This window comes from Bradyrhizobium sp. SZCCHNRI1009 (genome assembly GCF_032487575.1).
Lineage (GTDB): Bacteria > Pseudomonadota > Alphaproteobacteria > Rhizobiales > Xanthobacteraceae > Bradyrhizobium.
Window position 1 is genome coordinate 126,213 of sequence record NZ_JAUEUL010000006.1, and the last position, 15,559, is coordinate 141,771.

The 15,559-nt window shown below is 65.0% G+C and carries 29 protein-coding genes; 23 read left to right on the plus strand and 6 right to left on the minus strand.

The features are described 5' to 3' along the window. The first annotated feature begins 30 nt into the window (after positions 1-30). Genes QX010_RS13485 through QX010_RS13550 form a run of 14 tightly spaced genes read left to right on the plus strand, consistent with a single transcriptional unit; the run spans position 31 to position 5,905 of the window. Positions 31-255: a YfhL family 4Fe-4S dicluster ferredoxin gene (locus tag QX010_RS13485; RefSeq protein WP_006609676.1), complete on the plus strand. Its 225-nt coding sequence runs from the start codon at positions 31-33 to the stop codon at positions 253-255. 11 nt (positions 256-266) lie between these two features. Beyond that, positions 267-596 (plus strand): iron-sulfur cluster assembly accessory protein, encoded by a 330-nt coding sequence (locus QX010_RS13490; protein WP_316179951.1) that lies wholly within the window; start codon positions 267-269, stop codon positions 594-596. An 11-nt stretch (positions 597-607) separates the two neighbouring features. Beyond that, entirely contained in the window at positions 608-1,141 is a 534-nt protein-coding gene (locus QX010_RS13495; protein WP_315803681.1) for a hypothetical protein, read from the plus strand. Further along, entirely contained in the window at positions 1,134-1,907 is a 774-nt protein-coding gene (locus tag QX010_RS13500; RefSeq protein ID WP_316179953.1) for a 4Fe4S-binding leucine-rich repeat protein, read from the plus strand. Before QX010_RS13495 ends, QX010_RS13500 begins: the two co-directional genes overlap by 8 nt. Next, positions 1,904-2,227: a nitrogen fixation protein NifZ gene (locus QX010_RS13505; RefSeq protein ID WP_315803679.1), complete on the plus strand. Its 324-nt coding sequence runs from the start codon at positions 1,904-1,906 to the stop codon at positions 2,225-2,227. Before QX010_RS13500 ends, QX010_RS13505 begins: the two co-directional genes overlap by 4 nt. Continuing rightward, positions 2,224-2,463, plus strand: coding sequence for a nitrogen fixation protein NifZ (locus QX010_RS13510; RefSeq protein WP_316179954.1), 240 nt, complete (start codon positions 2,224-2,226; stop codon positions 2,461-2,463). Before QX010_RS13505 ends, QX010_RS13510 begins: the two co-directional genes overlap by 4 nt. Positions 2,464-2,477: 14 nt before the next feature. After that, the gene (locus tag QX010_RS13515; protein ID WP_315803677.1) at positions 2,478-2,834 is read left to right on the plus strand and encodes a DUF3024 domain-containing protein; all 357 of its coding nucleotides are present in this window, start codon (positions 2,478-2,480) and stop codon (positions 2,832-2,834) included. Between the two features lie 17 nt (positions 2,835-2,851). Continuing rightward, the gene (locus QX010_RS13520) at positions 2,852-3,112 is read left to right on the plus strand and encodes a hypothetical protein (RefSeq protein WP_315803676.1); all 261 of its coding nucleotides are present in this window, start codon (positions 2,852-2,854) and stop codon (positions 3,110-3,112) included. Between the two features lie 2 nt (positions 3,113-3,114). Next, the gene (locus QX010_RS13525) at positions 3,115-4,329 is read left to right on the plus strand and encodes a DegT/DnrJ/EryC1/StrS family aminotransferase (RefSeq protein WP_315803675.1); all 1,215 of its coding nucleotides are present in this window, start codon (positions 3,115-3,117) and stop codon (positions 4,327-4,329) included. A 36-nt stretch (positions 4,330-4,365) separates the two neighbouring features. Then, on the plus strand, positions 4,366-4,674 hold the full coding sequence (locus tag QX010_RS13530; protein WP_315713113.1) for a 2Fe-2S iron-sulfur cluster-binding protein: 309 nt from the start codon (positions 4,366-4,368) through the stop codon (positions 4,672-4,674). Positions 4,675-4,686: 12 nt separating this feature from the next. Further along, entirely contained in the window at positions 4,687-4,899 is a 213-nt protein-coding gene (locus QX010_RS13535) for a hypothetical protein (RefSeq protein WP_315803674.1), read from the plus strand. 34 nt (positions 4,900-4,933) lie between these two features. Next, positions 4,934-5,251 (plus strand): DUF6156 family protein, encoded by a 318-nt coding sequence (locus tag QX010_RS13540; protein WP_316179957.1) that lies wholly within the window; start codon positions 4,934-4,936, stop codon positions 5,249-5,251. A gap of 12 nt (positions 5,252-5,263) precedes the next feature. After that, the gene (locus QX010_RS13545; protein WP_315803672.1) at positions 5,264-5,431 is read left to right on the plus strand and encodes a hypothetical protein; all 168 of its coding nucleotides are present in this window, start codon (positions 5,264-5,266) and stop codon (positions 5,429-5,431) included. Between the two features lie 15 nt (positions 5,432-5,446). Then, positions 5,447-5,905, plus strand: coding sequence for a group II truncated hemoglobin (locus tag QX010_RS13550; protein ID WP_315803671.1), 459 nt, complete (start codon positions 5,447-5,449; stop codon positions 5,903-5,905). A 260-nt stretch (positions 5,906-6,165) separates the two neighbouring features. On the opposite strand, the gene QX010_RS13555 is transcribed toward QX010_RS13550, so the two are convergent. From QX010_RS13555 to QX010_RS13570, 4 genes are all read right to left on the minus strand, one after another. Further along, on the minus strand, positions 6,166-6,408 hold the full coding sequence (locus QX010_RS13555) for a hypothetical protein (RefSeq protein ID WP_315803670.1): 243 nt from the start codon (positions 6,406-6,408) through the stop codon (positions 6,166-6,168). A 26-nt stretch (positions 6,409-6,434) separates the two neighbouring features. Beyond that, positions 6,435-7,193 carry a dienelactone hydrolase family protein gene (locus tag QX010_RS13560; RefSeq protein ID WP_316179959.1) on the minus strand — a complete coding sequence of 253 codons (759 nt, stop codon included), beginning with the start codon at positions 7,191-7,193 and terminating at the stop codon, positions 6,435-6,437. A 36-nt stretch (positions 7,194-7,229) separates the two neighbouring features. Then, on the minus strand, positions 7,230-7,592 hold the full coding sequence (locus QX010_RS13565) for an iron-sulfur cluster assembly protein (RefSeq protein WP_315803800.1): 363 nt from the start codon (positions 7,590-7,592) through the stop codon (positions 7,230-7,232). A gap of 93 nt (positions 7,593-7,685) precedes the next feature. After that, on the minus strand, positions 7,686-8,177 hold the full coding sequence (locus QX010_RS13570) for a hypothetical protein (protein ID WP_315803668.1): 492 nt from the start codon (positions 8,175-8,177) through the stop codon (positions 7,686-7,688). Between the two features lie 273 nt (positions 8,178-8,450). Here QX010_RS13570 and QX010_RS13575 point away from each other — a divergent pair, with 273 nt between their 5' ends. The 3 genes from QX010_RS13575 to QX010_RS13585 are packed head-to-tail and all read left to right on the plus strand — an operon-like array spanning position 8,451 to position 9,421. Beyond that, entirely contained in the window at positions 8,451-8,684 is a 234-nt protein-coding gene (locus QX010_RS13575) for a BolA/IbaG family iron-sulfur metabolism protein (RefSeq protein WP_006609694.1), read from the plus strand. Positions 8,685-8,732: 48 nt separating this feature from the next. After that, complete coding sequence (gene grxD / locus QX010_RS13580; protein WP_315803667.1) at positions 8,733-9,062, plus strand: Grx4 family monothiol glutaredoxin; 330 nt, start codon at positions 8,733-8,735, stop codon at positions 9,060-9,062. After that, positions 9,059-9,421, plus strand: coding sequence for a (2Fe-2S) ferredoxin domain-containing protein (locus QX010_RS13585; protein WP_315803666.1), 363 nt, complete (start codon positions 9,059-9,061; stop codon positions 9,419-9,421). Before grxD ends, QX010_RS13585 begins: the two co-directional genes overlap by 4 nt. A gap of 18 nt (positions 9,422-9,439) precedes the next feature. Here QX010_RS13585 and QX010_RS13590 read toward each other — a convergent pair whose 3' ends face one another. Both QX010_RS13590 and QX010_RS13595 read right to left on the minus strand, forming a co-directional pair. After that, a complete protein-coding gene (locus QX010_RS13590; protein WP_410051949.1) occupies positions 9,440-9,967 on the minus strand; it encodes an ArsC/Spx/MgsR family protein in 528 nt (175 codons plus the stop codon). Next, positions 9,861-10,292, minus strand: a complete 432-nt coding sequence (locus tag QX010_RS13595) for a response regulator transcription factor (RefSeq protein WP_315741025.1) — start codon at positions 10,290-10,292, stop codon at positions 9,861-9,863. The genes QX010_RS13590 and QX010_RS13595 overlap by 107 nt, the downstream gene beginning before the upstream one ends. A 420-nt stretch (positions 10,293-10,712) precedes the next feature. Here QX010_RS13595 and nifH point away from each other — a divergent pair, with 420 nt between their 5' ends. From nifH to nifW, 6 genes are all read left to right on the plus strand, one after another. Continuing rightward, a complete protein-coding gene (nifH, locus tag QX010_RS13600) occupies positions 10,713-11,600 on the plus strand; it encodes a nitrogenase iron protein (protein ID WP_315803664.1) in 888 nt (295 codons plus the stop codon). Positions 11,601-11,684: 84 nt separating this feature from the next. Further along, entirely contained in the window at positions 11,685-12,419 is a 735-nt protein-coding gene (locus QX010_RS13605; RefSeq protein WP_316179963.1) for a nitrogen fixation protein NifQ, read from the plus strand. 17 nt (positions 12,420-12,436) lie between these two features. Further along, positions 12,437-12,931, plus strand: a complete 495-nt coding sequence (gene irr, locus QX010_RS13610) for a Fur family transcriptional regulator Irr (RefSeq protein ID WP_315803662.1) — start codon at positions 12,437-12,439, stop codon at positions 12,929-12,931. Positions 12,932-13,250: 319 nt separating this feature from the next. Then, entirely contained in the window at positions 13,251-14,390 is a 1,140-nt protein-coding gene (gene nifV, locus QX010_RS13615) for a homocitrate synthase (RefSeq protein WP_315803661.1), read from the plus strand. Positions 14,391-14,392: 2 nt separating this feature from the next. Next, positions 14,393-15,184, plus strand: coding sequence for a serine O-acetyltransferase (gene cysE / locus QX010_RS13620; protein WP_316179965.1), 792 nt, complete (start codon positions 14,393-14,395; stop codon positions 15,182-15,184). Next, positions 15,181-15,519: a nitrogenase stabilizing/protective protein NifW gene (nifW, locus tag QX010_RS13625; protein WP_316179967.1), complete on the plus strand. Its 339-nt coding sequence runs from the start codon at positions 15,181-15,183 to the stop codon at positions 15,517-15,519. Before cysE ends, nifW begins: the two co-directional genes overlap by 4 nt. Positions 15,520-15,559 lie beyond the last annotated feature (40 nt).

The following is a 15,559-nucleotide window of genomic DNA, read 5'->3' on the forward strand; positions in this document are numbered from 1 at the left end:
GCCGCCGGGTCCCTTCGACAGGAGCCTTTGATGACCTTGAAGATCATTGCCTCGCAGTGCACGAGCTGCTCGGCCTGCGAACCCGAATGTCCGAACGTGGCGATCTCGGAGAAGAACGGCACCTTCGTGATCGATCCGAAGAAGTGCACCGAGTGCATCGGCCATTTCGACGAGCCGCAATGCGCGGCGGTCTGCCCGGTCGACAACACCTGCGTGATCGACAATTCGTTCCCGCGCTACCAGCCGCCGGCTTGAGGGAGACCGAGATGAACTTCACGCTCACGCCGGCCGCGCAGAAATTCATGCACATGATGTTGCGGGCCGACGGCACTGCGGGTTCCGGCTTCCGGCTCGCCGTCTCTCCCGGCGGCTGCTCCGGGCTCGCCGCCGACATCAGCGTCCTCGCCGCACCCCAGCCCGGCGATGCGGTGGTCGAGCGAGACGGCGTTAGGCTGTTCCTGCCGGCAGAGAGCCGGCTGCTGCTGGACGGCGTCACCATCGACTTCGCGGATACCGCGACGCAGACCGGCCTCGTGTTTCACGATCCGAAACAGGTCTCGTGCTCGACCCATGCCTTGAAGGCGCTGGAGCACTAGGACAGCTCGCCATGCCCACCGATGCCCGGCCCAGCTCTCAGACTGCCATCGAGGACGCGCTGCTCGCCGACGCGCTGCTCGGCGGCGGCCTGCCGGAGGAAGCCGAGTATCATCTGTGGCAGGCGGGCCAGAGCTATCATCTCGACGAGGTTGCGGAGACGCATCTGAAGGAGGCGGACGCGCTGGCGCCTGGGCATGCGGCGGTCCTGATCGGCTTCTACCGCTTCTATTTCTACAAGGGACGGCTCGCTGACGCGCTGCGGATCGCCAAGCGGTGCCTCGCCAAGGCGGCCGTCGAAAACCGCTTGCCACCGCACTGGCGCGACGTTCGCGCCGGTCATGCCGAGTTCGGCAGCTATGACAACATGCTGCCGCGCTTCTTCATGTTCACCTTGAAGGGATACGCCTATTTGCAGATGCGCCTCGGCAATCTCGTCGAGGGACGGCTTGCGGTGCAGAAGCTGCTCGAGCTCGATCCCAGCGACAAGATCGGCGCACGCGTCCTGCTCGAGGTGGTCGACCGGGTGGAGCTCGACGATGAATGACGACATCGACGAGGCCATCGACTGGCAGGGCAACGAGATCAGTTGCGCGGGCTGCGAACACGCGCCGCTCAACGCATCCGGCGGATGTCGCCTTCGGCACGCCTGCGTGCACGATCGCTACGCCCGTCGCATCGACCGCTTCTTCAATTGGAATCCGGCGCTCGCCAACGGCTACGTCAAGCATCCGCACTTCGAGGTTCGTGCGATCGCGGCGAAGCATGCCAGCCCGTTCTTCCTGCCGCCGCTGCTCGATGATCCCGAGGAGACCGTGCGCTGGAACGCCGCGCGGCGGCTGCCGAAGCGGCTGGTGCTGCGGCTGCGCCACGATCCGCATCGCGAGGTCCGCATCCGGATCGCGACGGTGCTCGATCCGGAAGATCTGATGCCGATGATGATGGACGACGACTATTACGTCCGCCTCGTCGTGGCCCGCCGCATCGTGCCGTCTGTGCTCGGCCGCATGATGGGGGACCCGGAGGCCGAGGTCCGCCGCGTCGTCGCGCGGCGCATCCCGAGCGACTGGCTGCTCGGCATGATCAGCGACCCCGATCCACGGGTGCGGCTCGAGATCGCCGAGCGGCTCGCGCCGGATCTCCTCACCGCGATGCGCAAGGACGCTGATTGGCGGGTGCGTCACGAGGTTGCGAGCCGGATCGCGCTCAGCGAGCTCGGCGAGTTGGCGCGCGACGAGGATCCGCTGGTGCAGGAGATGGCGCGCGGCCGGCTCGACAATCGTTCCGGAGCTGCGATGGAGAAACCGGCATGAGCAACATCGTTCGTGACAGCGAGGTCGTGGAGCTGTCCGCGCCGCCGTATTTCGCGTTTGGCGAGAAGGTCAAGGCCAAGCGTACGATCCGCAACGACGGCACCTATGCAGGCAAGGAGATCGGCGAGATCCTCGCGAAGAAGGGCGAGGTCGGCTACGTCGTCTCGATCGGAACCTTCCTGCAGCAGTTCTACATCTACGGCGTCGAGTTTCTCGAGAGCGGAAACCGCGTCGGCATGAAGCGCAAGGAGCTCGAATCCACCGTTCCCCGCGGGGAGGCCGAGGACGAGCTGCCGCTGCCGGGAGCAACCAGATCATGATCGAGCCACGTCTGCCTAGATATCAATGGGGTCAACGCGTGAAGGCGCTGATCGATCTCGTCAACGACGGCTCGTTTCCGAACGCGCCGGCCGAGGCGAAGCTGGTCGGCGTCGGCGACATGGGCGAGATCGTCCAGGTCGGCACTCACACCGAGGCGAACATGCCGATCTATCTCGTCGAGTTCGGCGAGCAGCTCGTCGTGGGCTGTCTCGAAGAGGAGATCGTCCCGGTCTAGGGAGATGTTCTGCCATGATCGCAGCCGCGCTCGAGCCCAGCGTCGTCCTGCCTGCGCATCCCAACGAACTGGATCGCAAGCGGATCGAACGCGCGCTGAAGTCGCGCAAGCGCTATCGCTACGTCGAGCCGACGGTGTCGCCGGCGACTGAGGGCTATCACGTCCAGAGTCCGTGCTGCTCGCGCAACATCGACAAGGACGGCGGGGTGATCGACGTCGCGCTGCTGCGTCATGACGCCGCGAACGCAATGTGGAAGCTGTTCTGGAGAGATCACGGTCGGGGGATTTGGGAACTGCACAGCGTGCACCGGCGGTTGACCGCGGCGGTTGACGAACTGAACGCCGATCCCGAGCGGATATTCTGGCAGTAGCAAAGAGGACGGGTGACATGGCGCTTGCCGAGCAGGAACTGAATGAGATCGAGCAGGTCCTCACCGGACCAGATGCCGGCAGCGCGGCGTTCGGCGAACTGCGCCGTCGGTTTCCCAAGCTGGCGCTGACGCGGTGTGATGCCTCCGACGTGACCGAGGCGCCGTTCCGCAGCTATCCGGCGTTCGATCTGCATCTGCTCGACGCCAGCGAACATTGCGCTGGGGTCACCGACGATCCGGCGAAGGCCACCGGCCTGATCCTCGCCAGGCGGAGCTGATCATGATCAATCCCGTTCTGGTGCACGATGCGGATCGACAGGAGCAGGACGAGACCGAACTTACGCCGGTTGGCTCCGACTTCATCCCGCTGTCCGATCCCGACATCACGACGGCGGAGATCGCGGCGGTCGAGGCGACGCTTCGCTCGCCGCGGCTGTCCTGCGGTCCGCTGGTGGAGGAGTTCGAGGCAACGTTCGCCGCCTATCTCGGGCGCAAATATGCCATCGCCGTCCCGAGCGGAACGCTCGGTCTGCTGCTGATTCTGAAGGCGATGGGGATCGGGCCCGGCGACGAGGTGATCGCGTCGTCGTATTCGTTCCGCGAGATCGCGCATGCGATCAGCATCGCCGGCGCCAAGCCGGTGTTTGCCGATATCGACTACTATTCGGGCACGCTGGCCCCGAGCAAGATCGAGGCGCGCATCACGGAGCGCACCAAGGCGATCCTGGCCGGCAACACCAACGGCCACCCGGCCAAATGGTCTGAGCTGCAGGCGATCGCGAAAGCCCACGAACTGCCTGTCATCGAGGATTCGACCGAGGCTATCGGCTCGAGATACAAGGGGGCGCTGGTCGGCACATTCGGTACGGCCGCGGTGTTCGACTTCTCGCAGCCCTTCGCGCTGACCTGCGGCGAGGGCGGCATGGTCGTCACCGACGACGTCGACATCGCGGTGGCCGTGCGTCGGCACCGGTCGCACCGGCTCGACGAGCGCGCATCGGTCGTGGTCAGCAGCAGCGCGTCGCACCAGGCCGTGATGAGCGACGTGACCGCCGCGCTCGGGCTGGCGCAACTGAGGCGGATCGACGAGATCCTCGAGCGGCGCAAGCTGATCGAGCAGATCTATTACAGCGAGGTGCAGTCGTTCGAGGGCATCAAGGATCCCTATGTCGGTCCAGATGTCACCGAGGTGAACTGGTTCCTCTACCAGGTCCATCTCGGCACCCGGTTCTCGAAGTCGAGCCGGGACTCGATCGTCGAGGATCTCAGGGTCGAGCAGGTCGAGGCGGTGGCCTATTCGAATCCTCTGCATCTGCAGCGACACTATTTCGACATGGGCTATCGCCGTGGCGATTATCTCGTGACGGAGAAGGTCGCCGATCGTGTGGTGGCCCTGCCGTTCCACGTCCATCTCACCACGGACCAGATCGCCTTCATCGTTGCGACGATGAAGGACGCCTCGGTCAATGTCGGGGCGGGCGCCGCGATCTACTGACACCAGTTGAACTCAACCCAGCAAAGGAGACATTCAATGGCAACTCTGACGGTCATGCCCTCCGGCAAGACGATCGAGGTGGGCGAGGGCACCACCATTCTGGCAGCGCTGCTCGGCGCTGAGGTCGAGATCCAGCACAAATGCGAGGGCCAGGCAAAGTGCGGCTCCTGCCACATCTTCCTGCAGGAGGGACGCAAGGGCGTGTCGAAGGTGACGAAGCTCGAGAACGAGAAGCTCGACACCATCGTCGGCGTCGGCTCGAAGTCGCGCCTCGCCTGCCAGGCGACCATCCTTGGCACCGAGAACGTCAAGATCGAGCTGCTCGGCTTCGGTTCAGGCCTGTAAGAGGAGGATACCATGGACAATTTGACGCTGCATGTCCGCTTCGCCAATGACGGCACTGTCGCCGAGATCAGCGAGCGCCCCGGGGACCTGACGCCGCAGCAATGGTTCGACAAGTTGAGTGCTGCGATCGGCATGAAGGCCTATCAGACCTTTGCCGGCGGCCGCGGCGTGTTCAAGGTCGACCGTGACCAGATTGAGGCCCTGAAGACCGCAGCCGTCTCGTGACGGCGGCGGTGTGACCTTCGATGCGAGCGGCAGCATGAGCGCGGATGCGGGACAGGCGTGTCGATTCTTCGTCTCCTACACCGGCGTCAAGCTGCCGCTGCGGCTGGTGACTGCGATCGCGCCTGAGCAGCTCTCGAACCGGAACACGTTCATCCGCGGCTATTTCGATGCCGAAGGCGTACTGACCGGGTTCGAAAAGATCGTCTATGGCGAGATCGAGCTCACGCACTGCTACAGCTACCATGCCAATGGGGCGCTGAGCCGGGCCGAGATCGTGATGCTCGACGAGGATCCGGTGACGCTGAATTTCGACGAAACCGGCGCGCCTGTGGCCGCGCACGACGCTGCGTGAGCGGGAGGGACCGTGACTGTCGCCAAGCTGATCGAGGCTCTTGCCAGCATGCCGAAGGACGCTATCGTGCTGATGGACAGTGGCGGCGGTTTGTCGCGTGTCGATGCGCTGGAGCTCGTGGACCAGCAGGGCCCGGGGGCGCCGGCTGAGGTCATCCTGCAGCCGAGCTTGGACGAGTAGAGACAGGAACGACCGATGGCGGATGCTGGGACTTCAGAGACCGGGACTTCAGAAGCGGGACCGGTCGTCACGCCCTATGAACGAATTGGCGGCGCCGTCGTGGTCGATCGTCTGGTCGAGTCGTTCTACCACCGGATGGATACTCTGCCCGAGGCGAGGGCCATCCGCGACATGCACGGCACCAATCTTGGGCCGATCAAGCACATCCTGAAGCGATACCTCTCGGAATGGCTCGGCGGCCCGAAGCTGTATTCACCTGAGAAGGGGCATCCGCGGCTGCGTCAGCGCCATATGGGCTTTCCCATCGGCAATGCCGAGCGCGACGCCTGGCTGCTCTGCATGCGCGGCGCGCTCGAGGAGACCGTCAGCGACATCGAGGCCCGCCAGGATGTCGACGCCGCGATGACCAAGCTTGCCGACTGGATGCGCAACCAGGCCGGAAATCCGCACGACGCGCGGGCCGCGCGACCGTGAGCTGAGAGGTAAGCCGCGGTGCTCAAGAATGGGCCCTCTCTCCTCGTGGGAGAGGGCATCGCCGGCTTCTCCGCATATTTGGTCGGGTGAGGGGGGGCTCTGCGAGGTGGCGCCCGGCGAGAGAGACCCCTCACCCAACCGAGTCTGCTGCGCTGTCCTGCATGCCCTCTCCCACAAGGGGAGAGGGCGCTGTATCGCGCAGCGAGCTTGTAGGTGATCCGAAGGTTCTTGTAGTCCATCGGACTACAACTAGTACCAAACTAATACAACGGCACGCCGAAGAAATTCTCGTCGTCGCCGCCCCAGGCGCGGTGCAGCGCCAGCGCGTTCTGCCATTGGACCAGCTCGGTGCCGCTGGCGTTGCGGTGGGTGATCTTGCCGTCCGGATGCTCGGCGAGCAGAAAAGGCTTGCCGTTGCGGATGAAGCGGTTGAGATCCTTGGTGTCGTTGGGGCGCACCACGCAACGTGGCCGCTCGTCGATCAGGATGGTGGTCGGCAGCATCGCGACGCTCTCACTCCATCGGATTCTCAATCGGTCGGCGGTCCCATGTCGTCGTCGGCCTTCTTCTTCTTTTTCTTGTCGGTCTTGGCGAGCGCGTAGGCGCCGGCATTCTTCAGCGTGATCGGCGGCTGGCCGACGACGTATTGCGAGATCCACGCCAGTGTCCGCTCATGTGCCAGCGCGGCTGCAGATTCATCATAGGTCTCGCCGTTGTCGTCGAACGCATGCGCGGCATTCGGATAGGAGAATGCGCTGACCTCGGGATGATAGGCGCGGAACATGGTCACCTCCGCGAACGGCACGACGATGTCGGCCTCGCCGAAATGGAGCAGGGTCGGAATCTTGCGCTTGGCGCCGGCCGCATTGACGACACCTGTCGCGTAGTAGCTCACCGCGCAGGCCACGCCGGAGACGCGGTTGGCCGCGTCATAGGCCAGACCGCCGCCGGCGCCGAAGCCGACTACCGCCACCTTGCCGCAGTCCTTGACGCTGTCGACGGTCGACTGGACTTCGGCGAGCAGCGGCGTTGCCGGATCCGGCACGGACTTGGCCGGCTCGCCCTCCACCGTCGATTCGACCGCCGCAGGAGGTGACAGCTCCGGCGCAATCACGACATATCCGCTGGCCGCAAAGGTATCGGCGATCTTGCGTAGCCTGCCGGCAGCGTCAGCGCCGTCCGGCAGGACGACGATCGCCCCCTTCGGCGCGTCGGTGGGATCGGCACGAAACGCCTGAAAGGTATGGCCGTCGCTGGCGGTCAGCTTGATCGTGCTCTCCGTAGGCATGTGATGCTCCTGCTTCCGTTGCGCGGTTGGCGCGCGTTACAACAAACCCAGCTCCAGCGCGGTCTCTTCGGACATGCGCGACTTGTCCCAGGGCGGCTCGAACACGAGCGTGACTTTCACCGATGCGACGCCGTCGACGGCCTGCACGGCGTCCTCCACCATGCGAACGATCTCGCTCGCGACCGGGCAGCCGGGCGCCGTCAGGGTCATGTCGATCTCGACGGCGCCGCCGCCCTCGTGCGCGATCCGATAGACCAGCCCGAGATCGTAGACGTTCACCGGAATCTCCGGGTCATAGACCGTTCGCAACGCCGCAATCACGCTCTCGGCTGCACTCTGGGAGCCGGTCGCTACGGCGGTCTGCGCCGGGGAAGGAGGGGGCGGGGCGTGCATGGTCATCATGCGTTGGTTCCTCTCATGATCCTGGTTCGCACCGGGGGATGGTCGTTGCAATTCGAGTCATGTTTCGCTTCGCTCGTGCATGGCGTCGCCTCATTCCGGACCGAGCCCCTCGGCCAGCGCGGCGACGACCGGCCATCCGACGGCGCCGGTGGGATCGAGTCGCCGCAGCGCCGCGAGCATTTCGGCTGCACCCTCGGAATCAGTCTTGCGCAGATGGATGAAGGCGAGGGCCTTCAGCGTGTAGAGCGCGAAACGGCCGGCGCCGTCCGGCAGCGGATCATGCGGCGTCCAATGCCGCCAATCACGTGGCCAGCCGGCCTGGCGCGCCGCTTCGGCAAGGCCCAGCTCGGCGACCGCCTCTGCCTCGTCGAGATGGCCCTGATAGGTGTGAATCTTATATAGGCAGAAGTAGGTCGGAAGCTGCTGCGGAGCGGCCGCCAGCGCCTGGCGAAACAGCCGGTCCGCCTGCGCGTGGTCGCGGCGATAGGCCGCCACGCCCTGTTGCAACAGGGCATCGATCTCTTGCGGCAGATCGCCGAAGTTGATCGTGTCGGGTTCGCTGACGAGTTCGAGCATCTGCATTGACCTCGATCAAATCACTGCAAGACGCGGACCGTTTTCGCGCGGGCGCAGCAGTGTCGAAGCCGGCACGAGGCGGGTGGAAGAACGGGCCGATGTTGGATTTTGAACGCCGCTTCCTCGCCGCCCCGCGGCCGATGTCGCAAACACGACGCGACGCTTGCGCGATTTGGCGTGGACACGTCGTCAGATGCCGGCGAGCCGGCGATTGCGGCGCGCAAATGACTGGTTCGGAGCTTGCATGATGCCGTCATCAATCCAGCGGGAGCAGCAGCGATGGCGATGGCAGCAACGGATATCGAGCGTCTGATCAAGGAGGCGTTCCCGGATGCCGTTGTCGTGATCGAGGATCTGGCAGGCGATGGCGACCATTATTCGGCGCGCGTCACCTCACAGGCCTTCGCTGGGAAGAGCCGGGTGCAGCAGCATCAGATGGTCTATTCGGCTCTCAAGGGCCAGATGGGCGGCGTGCTGCACGCGCTGGCGCTCGAAACGTCATTGCCGAAGTGATCGTTGCCGCCCGGCTGATCGGTCGCATTCAGGGAAAGGATCCAGTCCATGTCGACATCCGAACGCATTCAGAAGCTGATCGACGGCAGTGATGTCGTGCTGTTCATGAAGGGCGTGCCGGCCGCGCCGCAATGCGGCTTCTCCGCCGCGGTGGCGCAGATCCTGGCCAAGCTCGACGTGGCGTACGAGAGCGTCAACGTGCTCGCCGATCCCTTCATTCGCGAAGGCATCAAGGAGTTCTCCAACTGGCCGACCATTCCACAGCTCTACGTGAAGGGCGAGTTCGTGGGTGGCTGCGACATCGTGCGCGAGATGTTCCAGGCCGGCGAGCTCGCGACACTGCTCGCCGACAAGGGCATCAAGGCGCCTGCGTCATGAGCGATGCCGATGTCGCCGAGGCGGATGACGCGTTCGAGATTCCGCAGCTCTACAAACACCACGCCTTCGTCTGCCTGACGCAGCGCCCGCCCGGACATCCGCGCGGCAGCTGCGGCGCGCTCGGCGTGCAGCCGCTGTGGGACCGGCTGACCAAGACCATCGAGGCGCAGCGGTTGACGGACATCGGCGTCACCGCTGCCGGCTGCTTCGGCTTCTGCAGCGCCGGACCGATGATGGTGGTCTATCCGGACGGCGTCTGGTATCGGCCGACCACCGCTGAGGATATCGACGAGATCGTCGAATCCCACTTCAAGCAGGGCAAGCGTGTCGATCGCCTGGTCATGGTGTTGAAACGCTGACGTGCTGACCGGAGCCGCTCAGCGCGGCTCCGGACAAGGTGTCGACGCCTCCGGACGCGTGCAGCCCTGGACGTCGTCCAGATCGTCGTACTGCCGAAGCAGCGAGATCACGGGTTCACGATCGAAGCCGGCGCAGCACTGGCCGCCGGCTTCGATCAATGGCCGGCGGATCAGCAGCGGATCCTCGAGCATCAGGTCGATGGCCGCGACGGCTTCGATCGTCTCTGGCTCGATCTCTCCTGATTTCACGCGCGGCGAGGCTGGATTGAACCAGGCCCAGACGGGAGTCCCGGCGAAATACGCGCGCAGCCGCTCGCCGGTCCAGGGCTCGGTCAAGAGATTCCTGGCGACGACATCGTGGCCGGCGCGCGTCAGCATCAGCTTCTGCCGGGCGTTGGTGCCGCAGCCCGGCTTCTCGTAGAAGACGACGGTCGTCACGTCAGGCGCCGCCGAGCTGGACGAGCTGCGCGCCGCCGGCGCGGCCGAGAATGGTGTCGACCTTCTTGCGCACCGACTCGATGGTGAGCGGCTTGACCACGGCGCCATGCGCGCCGGCCTTGAGACCCTCGATCGCGATCGCCTCGTCCGCCTTCGCGGTCACGATCAGAATCCGCACGCCCTTGAACTTCGCCAGGATCTCGCGGACGAGCTCGGGGCCGCGTTGCTTCAGGAAGGAAACCCCGAGCAGCACCACGTTCGGCGCCAGCCAGTCGACGCCCTTCTCATACGCCTCCTCGGGAGTCGCCAATTCATGTGTCTCGATCTCGTCGTGCAACATGAACTGCAGGGCCGCGCGCGTGATCTCGTCGTCGTCGATCACGAACACGCGCCGCTGGTCCACGGCCTTGGCCGTCTCCACTCCGATCTGCATTGCATCCTCCTCAACGTTGTCAGCGTCTGTGCCGCAGGGCTGCGGAGAGGACCTAGCAAATCTCGTTCCGGGCGCCGCGCGGCTGAAAAGCCGCCGCCGTTGTGTCGTTTCGGACAGCACCGCGCGTCGTCGCATCTTGCGAAGCATTCCGATGTCGGGTTTGCAACAACCCGCCATCGCTCACGGAATGCTCCGCATCTCCTTTAAATCATGACTGTTTTTGACGCCGTGCGCGTGCTGGCACAGCCGTTGCAAAACTGGGCCCAGGCAATGGTTGAGGGCTGAGTGCACGCCGACGCTTCGGACGAGCGATGCTCTCCTTCCCAACAACCCGTCTGCCGGTTCGGACACAGAGAGGACGCGGTCACGCCTCGCGAACAGCGCGGGCGCGACATAGGCAATCGGTTGATGGAGAGCAGAATGTCATCACTGCGACAAATCGCATTCTACGGCAAAGGCGGCATCGGCAAATCGACGACGTCGCAGAACACGCTCGCGGCGCTCGCCGAGATGGGTCATCGGATCCTGATCGTCGGCTGCGATCCCAAGGCGGATTCGACCCGTCTGATCCTGCACGCCAAGGCGCAGGACACCATTCTCAGCCTGGCCGCCGCCGCCGGCAGCGTCGAGGACCTCGAGATCGAGGAGGTCATGAAGGTCGGCTATCGCGACATCCGCTGCGTCGAGTCCGGCGGTCCGGAACCGGGCGTCGGCTGCGCCGGCCGCGGCGTCATCACCTCGATCAACTTCCTGGAGGAGAACGGCGCCTATGAGGACATCGACTACGTGTCCTACGACGTGCTCGGCGACGTGGTCTGCGGCGGCTTCGCGATGCCGATCCGCGAGAACAAGGCACAGGAGATCTACATCGTGATGTCCGGCGAGATGATGGCGATGTATGCCGCCAACAACATCTCGAAGGGCATTCTGAAGTACGCGAATTCCGGCGGCGTGCGCCTGGGCGGCCTGGTCTGCAACGAGCGCCAGACCGACAAGGAGCTGGAGCTTGCCGAGGCGCTGGCCAAGAAGCTCGGCACGCAGCTGATCTACTTCGTGCCGCGCGACAACATCGTGCAGCACGCCGAGCTGCGTCGCATGACCGTGCTGGAATACGCGCCGGACTCGGTCCAGGCCGGCCACTACCGCTCGCTGGCTCAGAAGATCCACAACAACGGCGGCAAGGGCATCATCCCGACGCCGATCACGATGGACGAGCTCGAGGACATGCTGATGGAGCACGGCATCATGAAGGCCGTGGACGAGAGCCAAATCGGAAAGACTGCCGCCGATCTCGCCGCAACGGCTTAAGCAGTCTTGGTACCGGCCTTCCTCCCGTCGGAAGGCCGGTACCTCATCGCATGTCCCGTCGACATGGCGGCAGGGGATCGCGCTATGACCATCGCAATCGTGGGCGTCTCGGAATCCGTTGCTGTCGGCCTGCAAAAGTCGCCGCGCAACGGCTCGTTCGAAGAGGACAAGCGGCATCACGGCCGCGAGATTTACCGCCTGCTGACCGGCGTCGATCCCGAGGACGCGCTGATCGACAGCGACATCTGCTTCGACCGTCACGTCATCGCATCGATCCTCTCTGTCGCGGCGATGGAGCACGGCGTATTGGCGGAGCGCGCCGGGCTTTCGACAGTCGAGCTGATCGCGCTGCTGGCGCAGTTGTTTCCGGCAGCCTCGATCGACTCCTCATGGCTGCCGTTCACCGGGGCCGTGGCCGCGCCGGACGACGACGAGATCACGATGGTGCGCGATCTGCTCGCCGCGCAGCGCTCCACGGACGGCGAGGTCGGCCGCTGGCTCGCGGCCATGGTGGCGCGTCGCGCGATGGAGCCCAACCATCTCTGGGAAGACCTGGGCCTGCGCGAGCGGTCCGAGCTGTCGCGGCTGTTGATGCGCCACTTCGCGCCGCTGGCGAGCCGCAACGCTAGAAACATGCGCTGGAAGCGCTTCTTCTACCGCATGCTGTGCGAGGACGATGGCTTCGTGATGTGCACGACGCCGGTCTGTACCCAGTGCAACGACTTCGAAGTTTGTTTTGGCGAGGAGAGCGGCGAGAGCCGGATGGCCGAACGGCGACGCGAGGTGGCGCTGCAGGAGGCGGCGGGCGCCGCGATGTGAGTTCGAGGACCGTGACGATGTTGTTGGACAGCCAGCTTGGATTCCCGTGCAACTCCGACAGCGGACGTTGTCCCCAGGCGGAGACTTGCGAAGCTGGCGAGATCCTGATGCGTCGATGCGAGGACGCGCTGCGTCGGGCCGGGTTGCGTCCTACCCAGCAGCGTCAGCAACTGAGCCGGATTCTGTTCGGCGGCGGCGACCGCCACATCACCGCCGACGCGCTCTATGCCGCTGCCGTTGCTTCGGGCATGAAGATCTCGCAGGCCACCATCTACAACACCCTCAACCAGTTCGTGGAGCTCGGACTGCTGCGGCAGATCGGCGTGGACGGCTCGAAATCATTCTTCGACACCAATACGACCGTGCATCCGCACTTCTTCTATGAGGACGAAGGCGAGCTCGTCGACGTGCCCGAACAGGTCGCGTTCGAGCAGTTGCCCGAGCCGCTGCCGGGCTACGGCATGGAGCGGATCGACATCGTCATCCACCTGCGCCGCAGGCGCCACGCCTGACGGCAGCCTTGGTCGCCGCGCGGTCCAGGCGCGGCGCTGGCATGTCTCTCCGCGTCGACGTTCGATGTCCGACGCTGTCACGAATCCGACAATCCGGGACGTTGGAAAAACAATCGGATATTCAATTGGTTGGCGTGGTGTCCGGCGGTGGCATGGCCGTTGCTGAGTGAATGGCAGGCCGCAACGGAGCGTCGTGCTTCTGGCGGCCACACACAGGTTGCGACGGAGCGAGTGAATGCCAGACGTCTCCGGACAGCGCGGGTCCAGGAATGCCCGAGATGCCGGCTCTGCCAACGGGAGCGCGGTCTCGGGGAGCCCGATGCCCCGGGTCATCCTCAACGATACCACGCTCCGCGACGGCGAGCAGGCGCCGGGCGTCGCCTTCGCTCTCGGAGAGAAGGTCGCGATCGCCCGTGCGCTGGCGCGAGCCGGCGTTCCCGAGATCGAGGCCGGCACGCCGGCAATGGGGGCCGACGAGATCGCTGCCATCAGGGCGATCGTCGAGGCCAGTCTGCCCGCGACCATCATCGGCTGGTGCCGGATGCGCGAGGCGGATGTCGATGCGGCGATCGCGGCCGGCGTCTCGATGGTGAATGTCTCCATCCCGACATCCGACGTGCAGATCGCCGCCAAGCTCGGCGGCAGCCGCAGTGCCGCGCTGGAACTGCTCAAGCGCGTGGTCGGCTATGCGCGGAGCCGCGGACTGGCCGTTGCCGTCGGCGGTGAGGATTCCTCGCGCGCCGATGTCGGCTTTCTCGCCGAGGTGATCGCGACCGCAAAGTCGGTCGGCGCCCGGCGCTTCCGCGTCGCCGATACGCTGAGCGTGCTCGATCCGGACGCGACGTCAGCTCTGGTCGGCGCCTTGCGCGCGACCACGGACCTGGAGATCGAGTTTCACGGCCATGACGATCTCGGTCTTGCCACCGCCAACACGCTGGCGGCGGTCAAGGCGGGCGCGACCCATGCATCGGTCACCGTGATCGGCCTCGGCGAGCGCGCCGGCAATGCTCCGCTGGAGGAGGTCGCGGTCGCGCTGCGGCAGCTCTACCGGCGCGAGACCGGCATCGTGCTGGCCGAACTCGATCACGTCGCCAATGTCGTGGCGGCCGCCGCGGCACGCGCCATTCCACTCAACAAGGCCATCGTCGGCGAGCACGTCTTTACCCACGAATCCGGCATTCACGTCGATGGCCTGCTGAAGGATCAGCGCACCTATCAGGCGCTCGATCCGGTGCTGTTCGGCCGCTCCAACCGGATCGTGATCGGGAAGCATTCCGGGCTGTCGGCGATCACCTCGCTGCTGTCGGATCTGCGCCTGCCGGCGAGCGCCGACCAGGCTCGGCACATCCTGGCGCGCGTGCGCAGGCATGCCGTCGTTCACAAGGGGCCGGTGCCGAAAGAGGCCGTTGCGGCCATCTGGCGCGAAGTCTGCGATCACCCGCTGGCGAGCTTTGCCTGATCATGAGCGACATCGTCGATACCCCCATTGCCAAGCCGATCGTCGTCGAGGCGAGCCCGCCCTCGCTGCTCCGCCTGATCCGCGAAGACATTGGCTGTGTCCGCTCGCGCGATCCGGCGGCGCGCAGCGAAATCGAGACCCTGCTGACCTATCCCGGCATTCACGCGCTGATCTGGCACCGCCTGGCGCATCGGCTGTGGATTCGCGGCTGGCGTTTTCCGGCACGCTTGTTGTCGTGGCTCGGACGCTTCCTGTCGAATGTCGACATTCATCCGGGCGCCGAGATCGGCCGCCGCTTCTTCATCGATCATGGGGCCTGCGTCGTGATCGGTGAAACTGCCGAGATCGGCGATGATGTCACGCTCTATCACGGCGTCACCCTGGGCGGCACGTCGTGGTCGCCAGGCAAGCGGCATCCGACGCTGGACAGCGGTGTCGTCGTCGGCGCCGGCGCCAAGATTCTCGGCCCGATCACGATCGGTCCGCGGACCCGCGTCGGTGCCAACTCCGTCGTCATCCAGAGCACGCCGCCCGACGTCACCGTGGTCGGCATCCCTGCCAAGGTGGTGCGGCCTGAATTCACCCATCGGCGGACCGTCGGACGCATCGATCTGGATCATCATCTGATGCCTGATCCGGTCGGTGAGGCCCTTTCCGTGATGCTGGACCGGATCGAGTTTCTCGAAGCGCAGCTCGCTCACATCAGACAGAAGGTGCGCCAGGGACCGCCGCCTCCGGCGCCGACCTCGTTGTGCGAGGTTGATCCGATTTCGAGTCAAGGAGCAAAGCAATGACTGTGGCAACGCCGAACGTTCTGGACGAACTGAAGCAGACCTCTGCTGCCGAGGAATTCTTCAAGCTGCTCGGTGTCGACTACGATCCCAAGATCCTCAATGTCTGCCGGCTGCATATTCTCCGCCGGATGGGGCAGTACCTCGTCAGCGAGGACTTCTCCGGCGTTTCCAATGAGGACGTCGCAGCCCGCTGCAAGTCGTACCTCGAGCAGGCCTATCAGGACTTCCTCGTCTCGACGCCGCTCGATCAGCGGGTGTTCAAGGTGCTCAAGGAGGCGGTGGCGCCGCCGAAGCCGGCTCCCAAGCCATTCGTGTCGCTGACGACGCTCAAGTAACGCATGAACTAACGATCGCTCCCAGAAGCGCCGCCAGCAC

Coding starts and splice junctions, on each gene's coding strand:
- QX010_RS13485 (WP_006609676.1), top strand. CDS start 31: ATGACCTTGAAGATCATTGCCTCGCAGTGCACGAGCTGCTCGGCCTGC.
- QX010_RS13490 (WP_316179951.1), top strand. CDS start 267: ATGAACTTCACGCTCACGCCGGCCGCGCAGAAATTCATGCACATGATG.
- QX010_RS13495 (WP_315803681.1), top strand. CDS start 608: ATGCCCACCGATGCCCGGCCCAGCTCTCAGACTGCCATCGAGGACGCG.
- QX010_RS13500 (WP_316179953.1), top strand. CDS start 1,134: ATGAATGACGACATCGACGAGGCCATCGACTGGCAGGGCAACGAGATC.
- QX010_RS13505 (WP_315803679.1), top strand. CDS start 1,904: ATGAGCAACATCGTTCGTGACAGCGAGGTCGTGGAGCTGTCCGCGCCG.
- QX010_RS13510 (WP_316179954.1), top strand. CDS start 2,224: ATGATCGAGCCACGTCTGCCTAGATATCAATGGGGTCAACGCGTGAAG.
- QX010_RS13515 (WP_315803677.1), top strand. CDS start 2,478: ATGATCGCAGCCGCGCTCGAGCCCAGCGTCGTCCTGCCTGCGCATCCC.
- QX010_RS13520 (WP_315803676.1), top strand. CDS start 2,852: ATGGCGCTTGCCGAGCAGGAACTGAATGAGATCGAGCAGGTCCTCACC.
- QX010_RS13525 (WP_315803675.1), top strand. CDS start 3,115: ATGATCAATCCCGTTCTGGTGCACGATGCGGATCGACAGGAGCAGGAC.
- QX010_RS13530 (WP_315713113.1), top strand. CDS start 4,366: ATGGCAACTCTGACGGTCATGCCCTCCGGCAAGACGATCGAGGTGGGC.
- QX010_RS13535 (WP_315803674.1), top strand. CDS start 4,687: ATGGACAATTTGACGCTGCATGTCCGCTTCGCCAATGACGGCACTGTC.
- QX010_RS13540 (WP_316179957.1), top strand. CDS start 4,934: ATGAGCGCGGATGCGGGACAGGCGTGTCGATTCTTCGTCTCCTACACC.
- QX010_RS13550 (WP_315803671.1), top strand. CDS start 5,447: ATGGCGGATGCTGGGACTTCAGAGACCGGGACTTCAGAAGCGGGACCG.
- QX010_RS13555 (WP_315803670.1), bottom strand. CDS start 6,408: ATGCTGCCGACCACCATCCTGATCGACGAGCGGCCACGTTGCGTGGTG.
- QX010_RS13560 (WP_316179959.1), bottom strand. CDS start 7,193: ATGCCTACGGAGAGCACGATCAAGCTGACCGCCAGCGACGGCCATACC.
- QX010_RS13565 (WP_315803800.1), bottom strand. CDS start 7,592: ATGACCATGCACGCCCCGCCCCCTCCTTCCCCGGCGCAGACCGCCGTA.
- QX010_RS13570 (WP_315803668.1), bottom strand. CDS start 8,177: ATGCAGATGCTCGAACTCGTCAGCGAACCCGACACGATCAACTTCGGC.
- QX010_RS13575 (WP_006609694.1), top strand. CDS start 8,451: ATGGCGATGGCAGCAACGGATATCGAGCGTCTGATCAAGGAGGCGTTC.
- grxD (WP_315803667.1), top strand. CDS start 8,733: ATGTCGACATCCGAACGCATTCAGAAGCTGATCGACGGCAGTGATGTC.
- QX010_RS13585 (WP_315803666.1), top strand. CDS start 9,059: ATGAGCGATGCCGATGTCGCCGAGGCGGATGACGCGTTCGAGATTCCG.
- QX010_RS13590 (WP_410051949.1), bottom strand. CDS start 9,967: ATGGCGCCGTGGTCAAGCCGCTCACCATCGAGTCGGTGCGCAAGAAGG.
- QX010_RS13595 (WP_315741025.1), bottom strand. CDS start 10,292: ATGCAGATCGGAGTGGAGACGGCCAAGGCCGTGGACCAGCGGCGCGTG.
- nifH (WP_315803664.1), top strand. CDS start 10,713: ATGTCATCACTGCGACAAATCGCATTCTACGGCAAAGGCGGCATCGGC.
- QX010_RS13605 (WP_316179963.1), top strand. CDS start 11,685: ATGACCATCGCAATCGTGGGCGTCTCGGAATCCGTTGCTGTCGGCCTG.
- irr (WP_315803662.1), top strand. CDS start 12,437: ATGTTGTTGGACAGCCAGCTTGGATTCCCGTGCAACTCCGACAGCGGA.
- nifV (WP_315803661.1), top strand. CDS start 13,251: ATGCCCCGGGTCATCCTCAACGATACCACGCTCCGCGACGGCGAGCAG.
- cysE (WP_316179965.1), top strand. CDS start 14,393: ATGAGCGACATCGTCGATACCCCCATTGCCAAGCCGATCGTCGTCGAG.
- nifW (WP_316179967.1), top strand. CDS start 15,181: ATGACTGTGGCAACGCCGAACGTTCTGGACGAACTGAAGCAGACCTCT.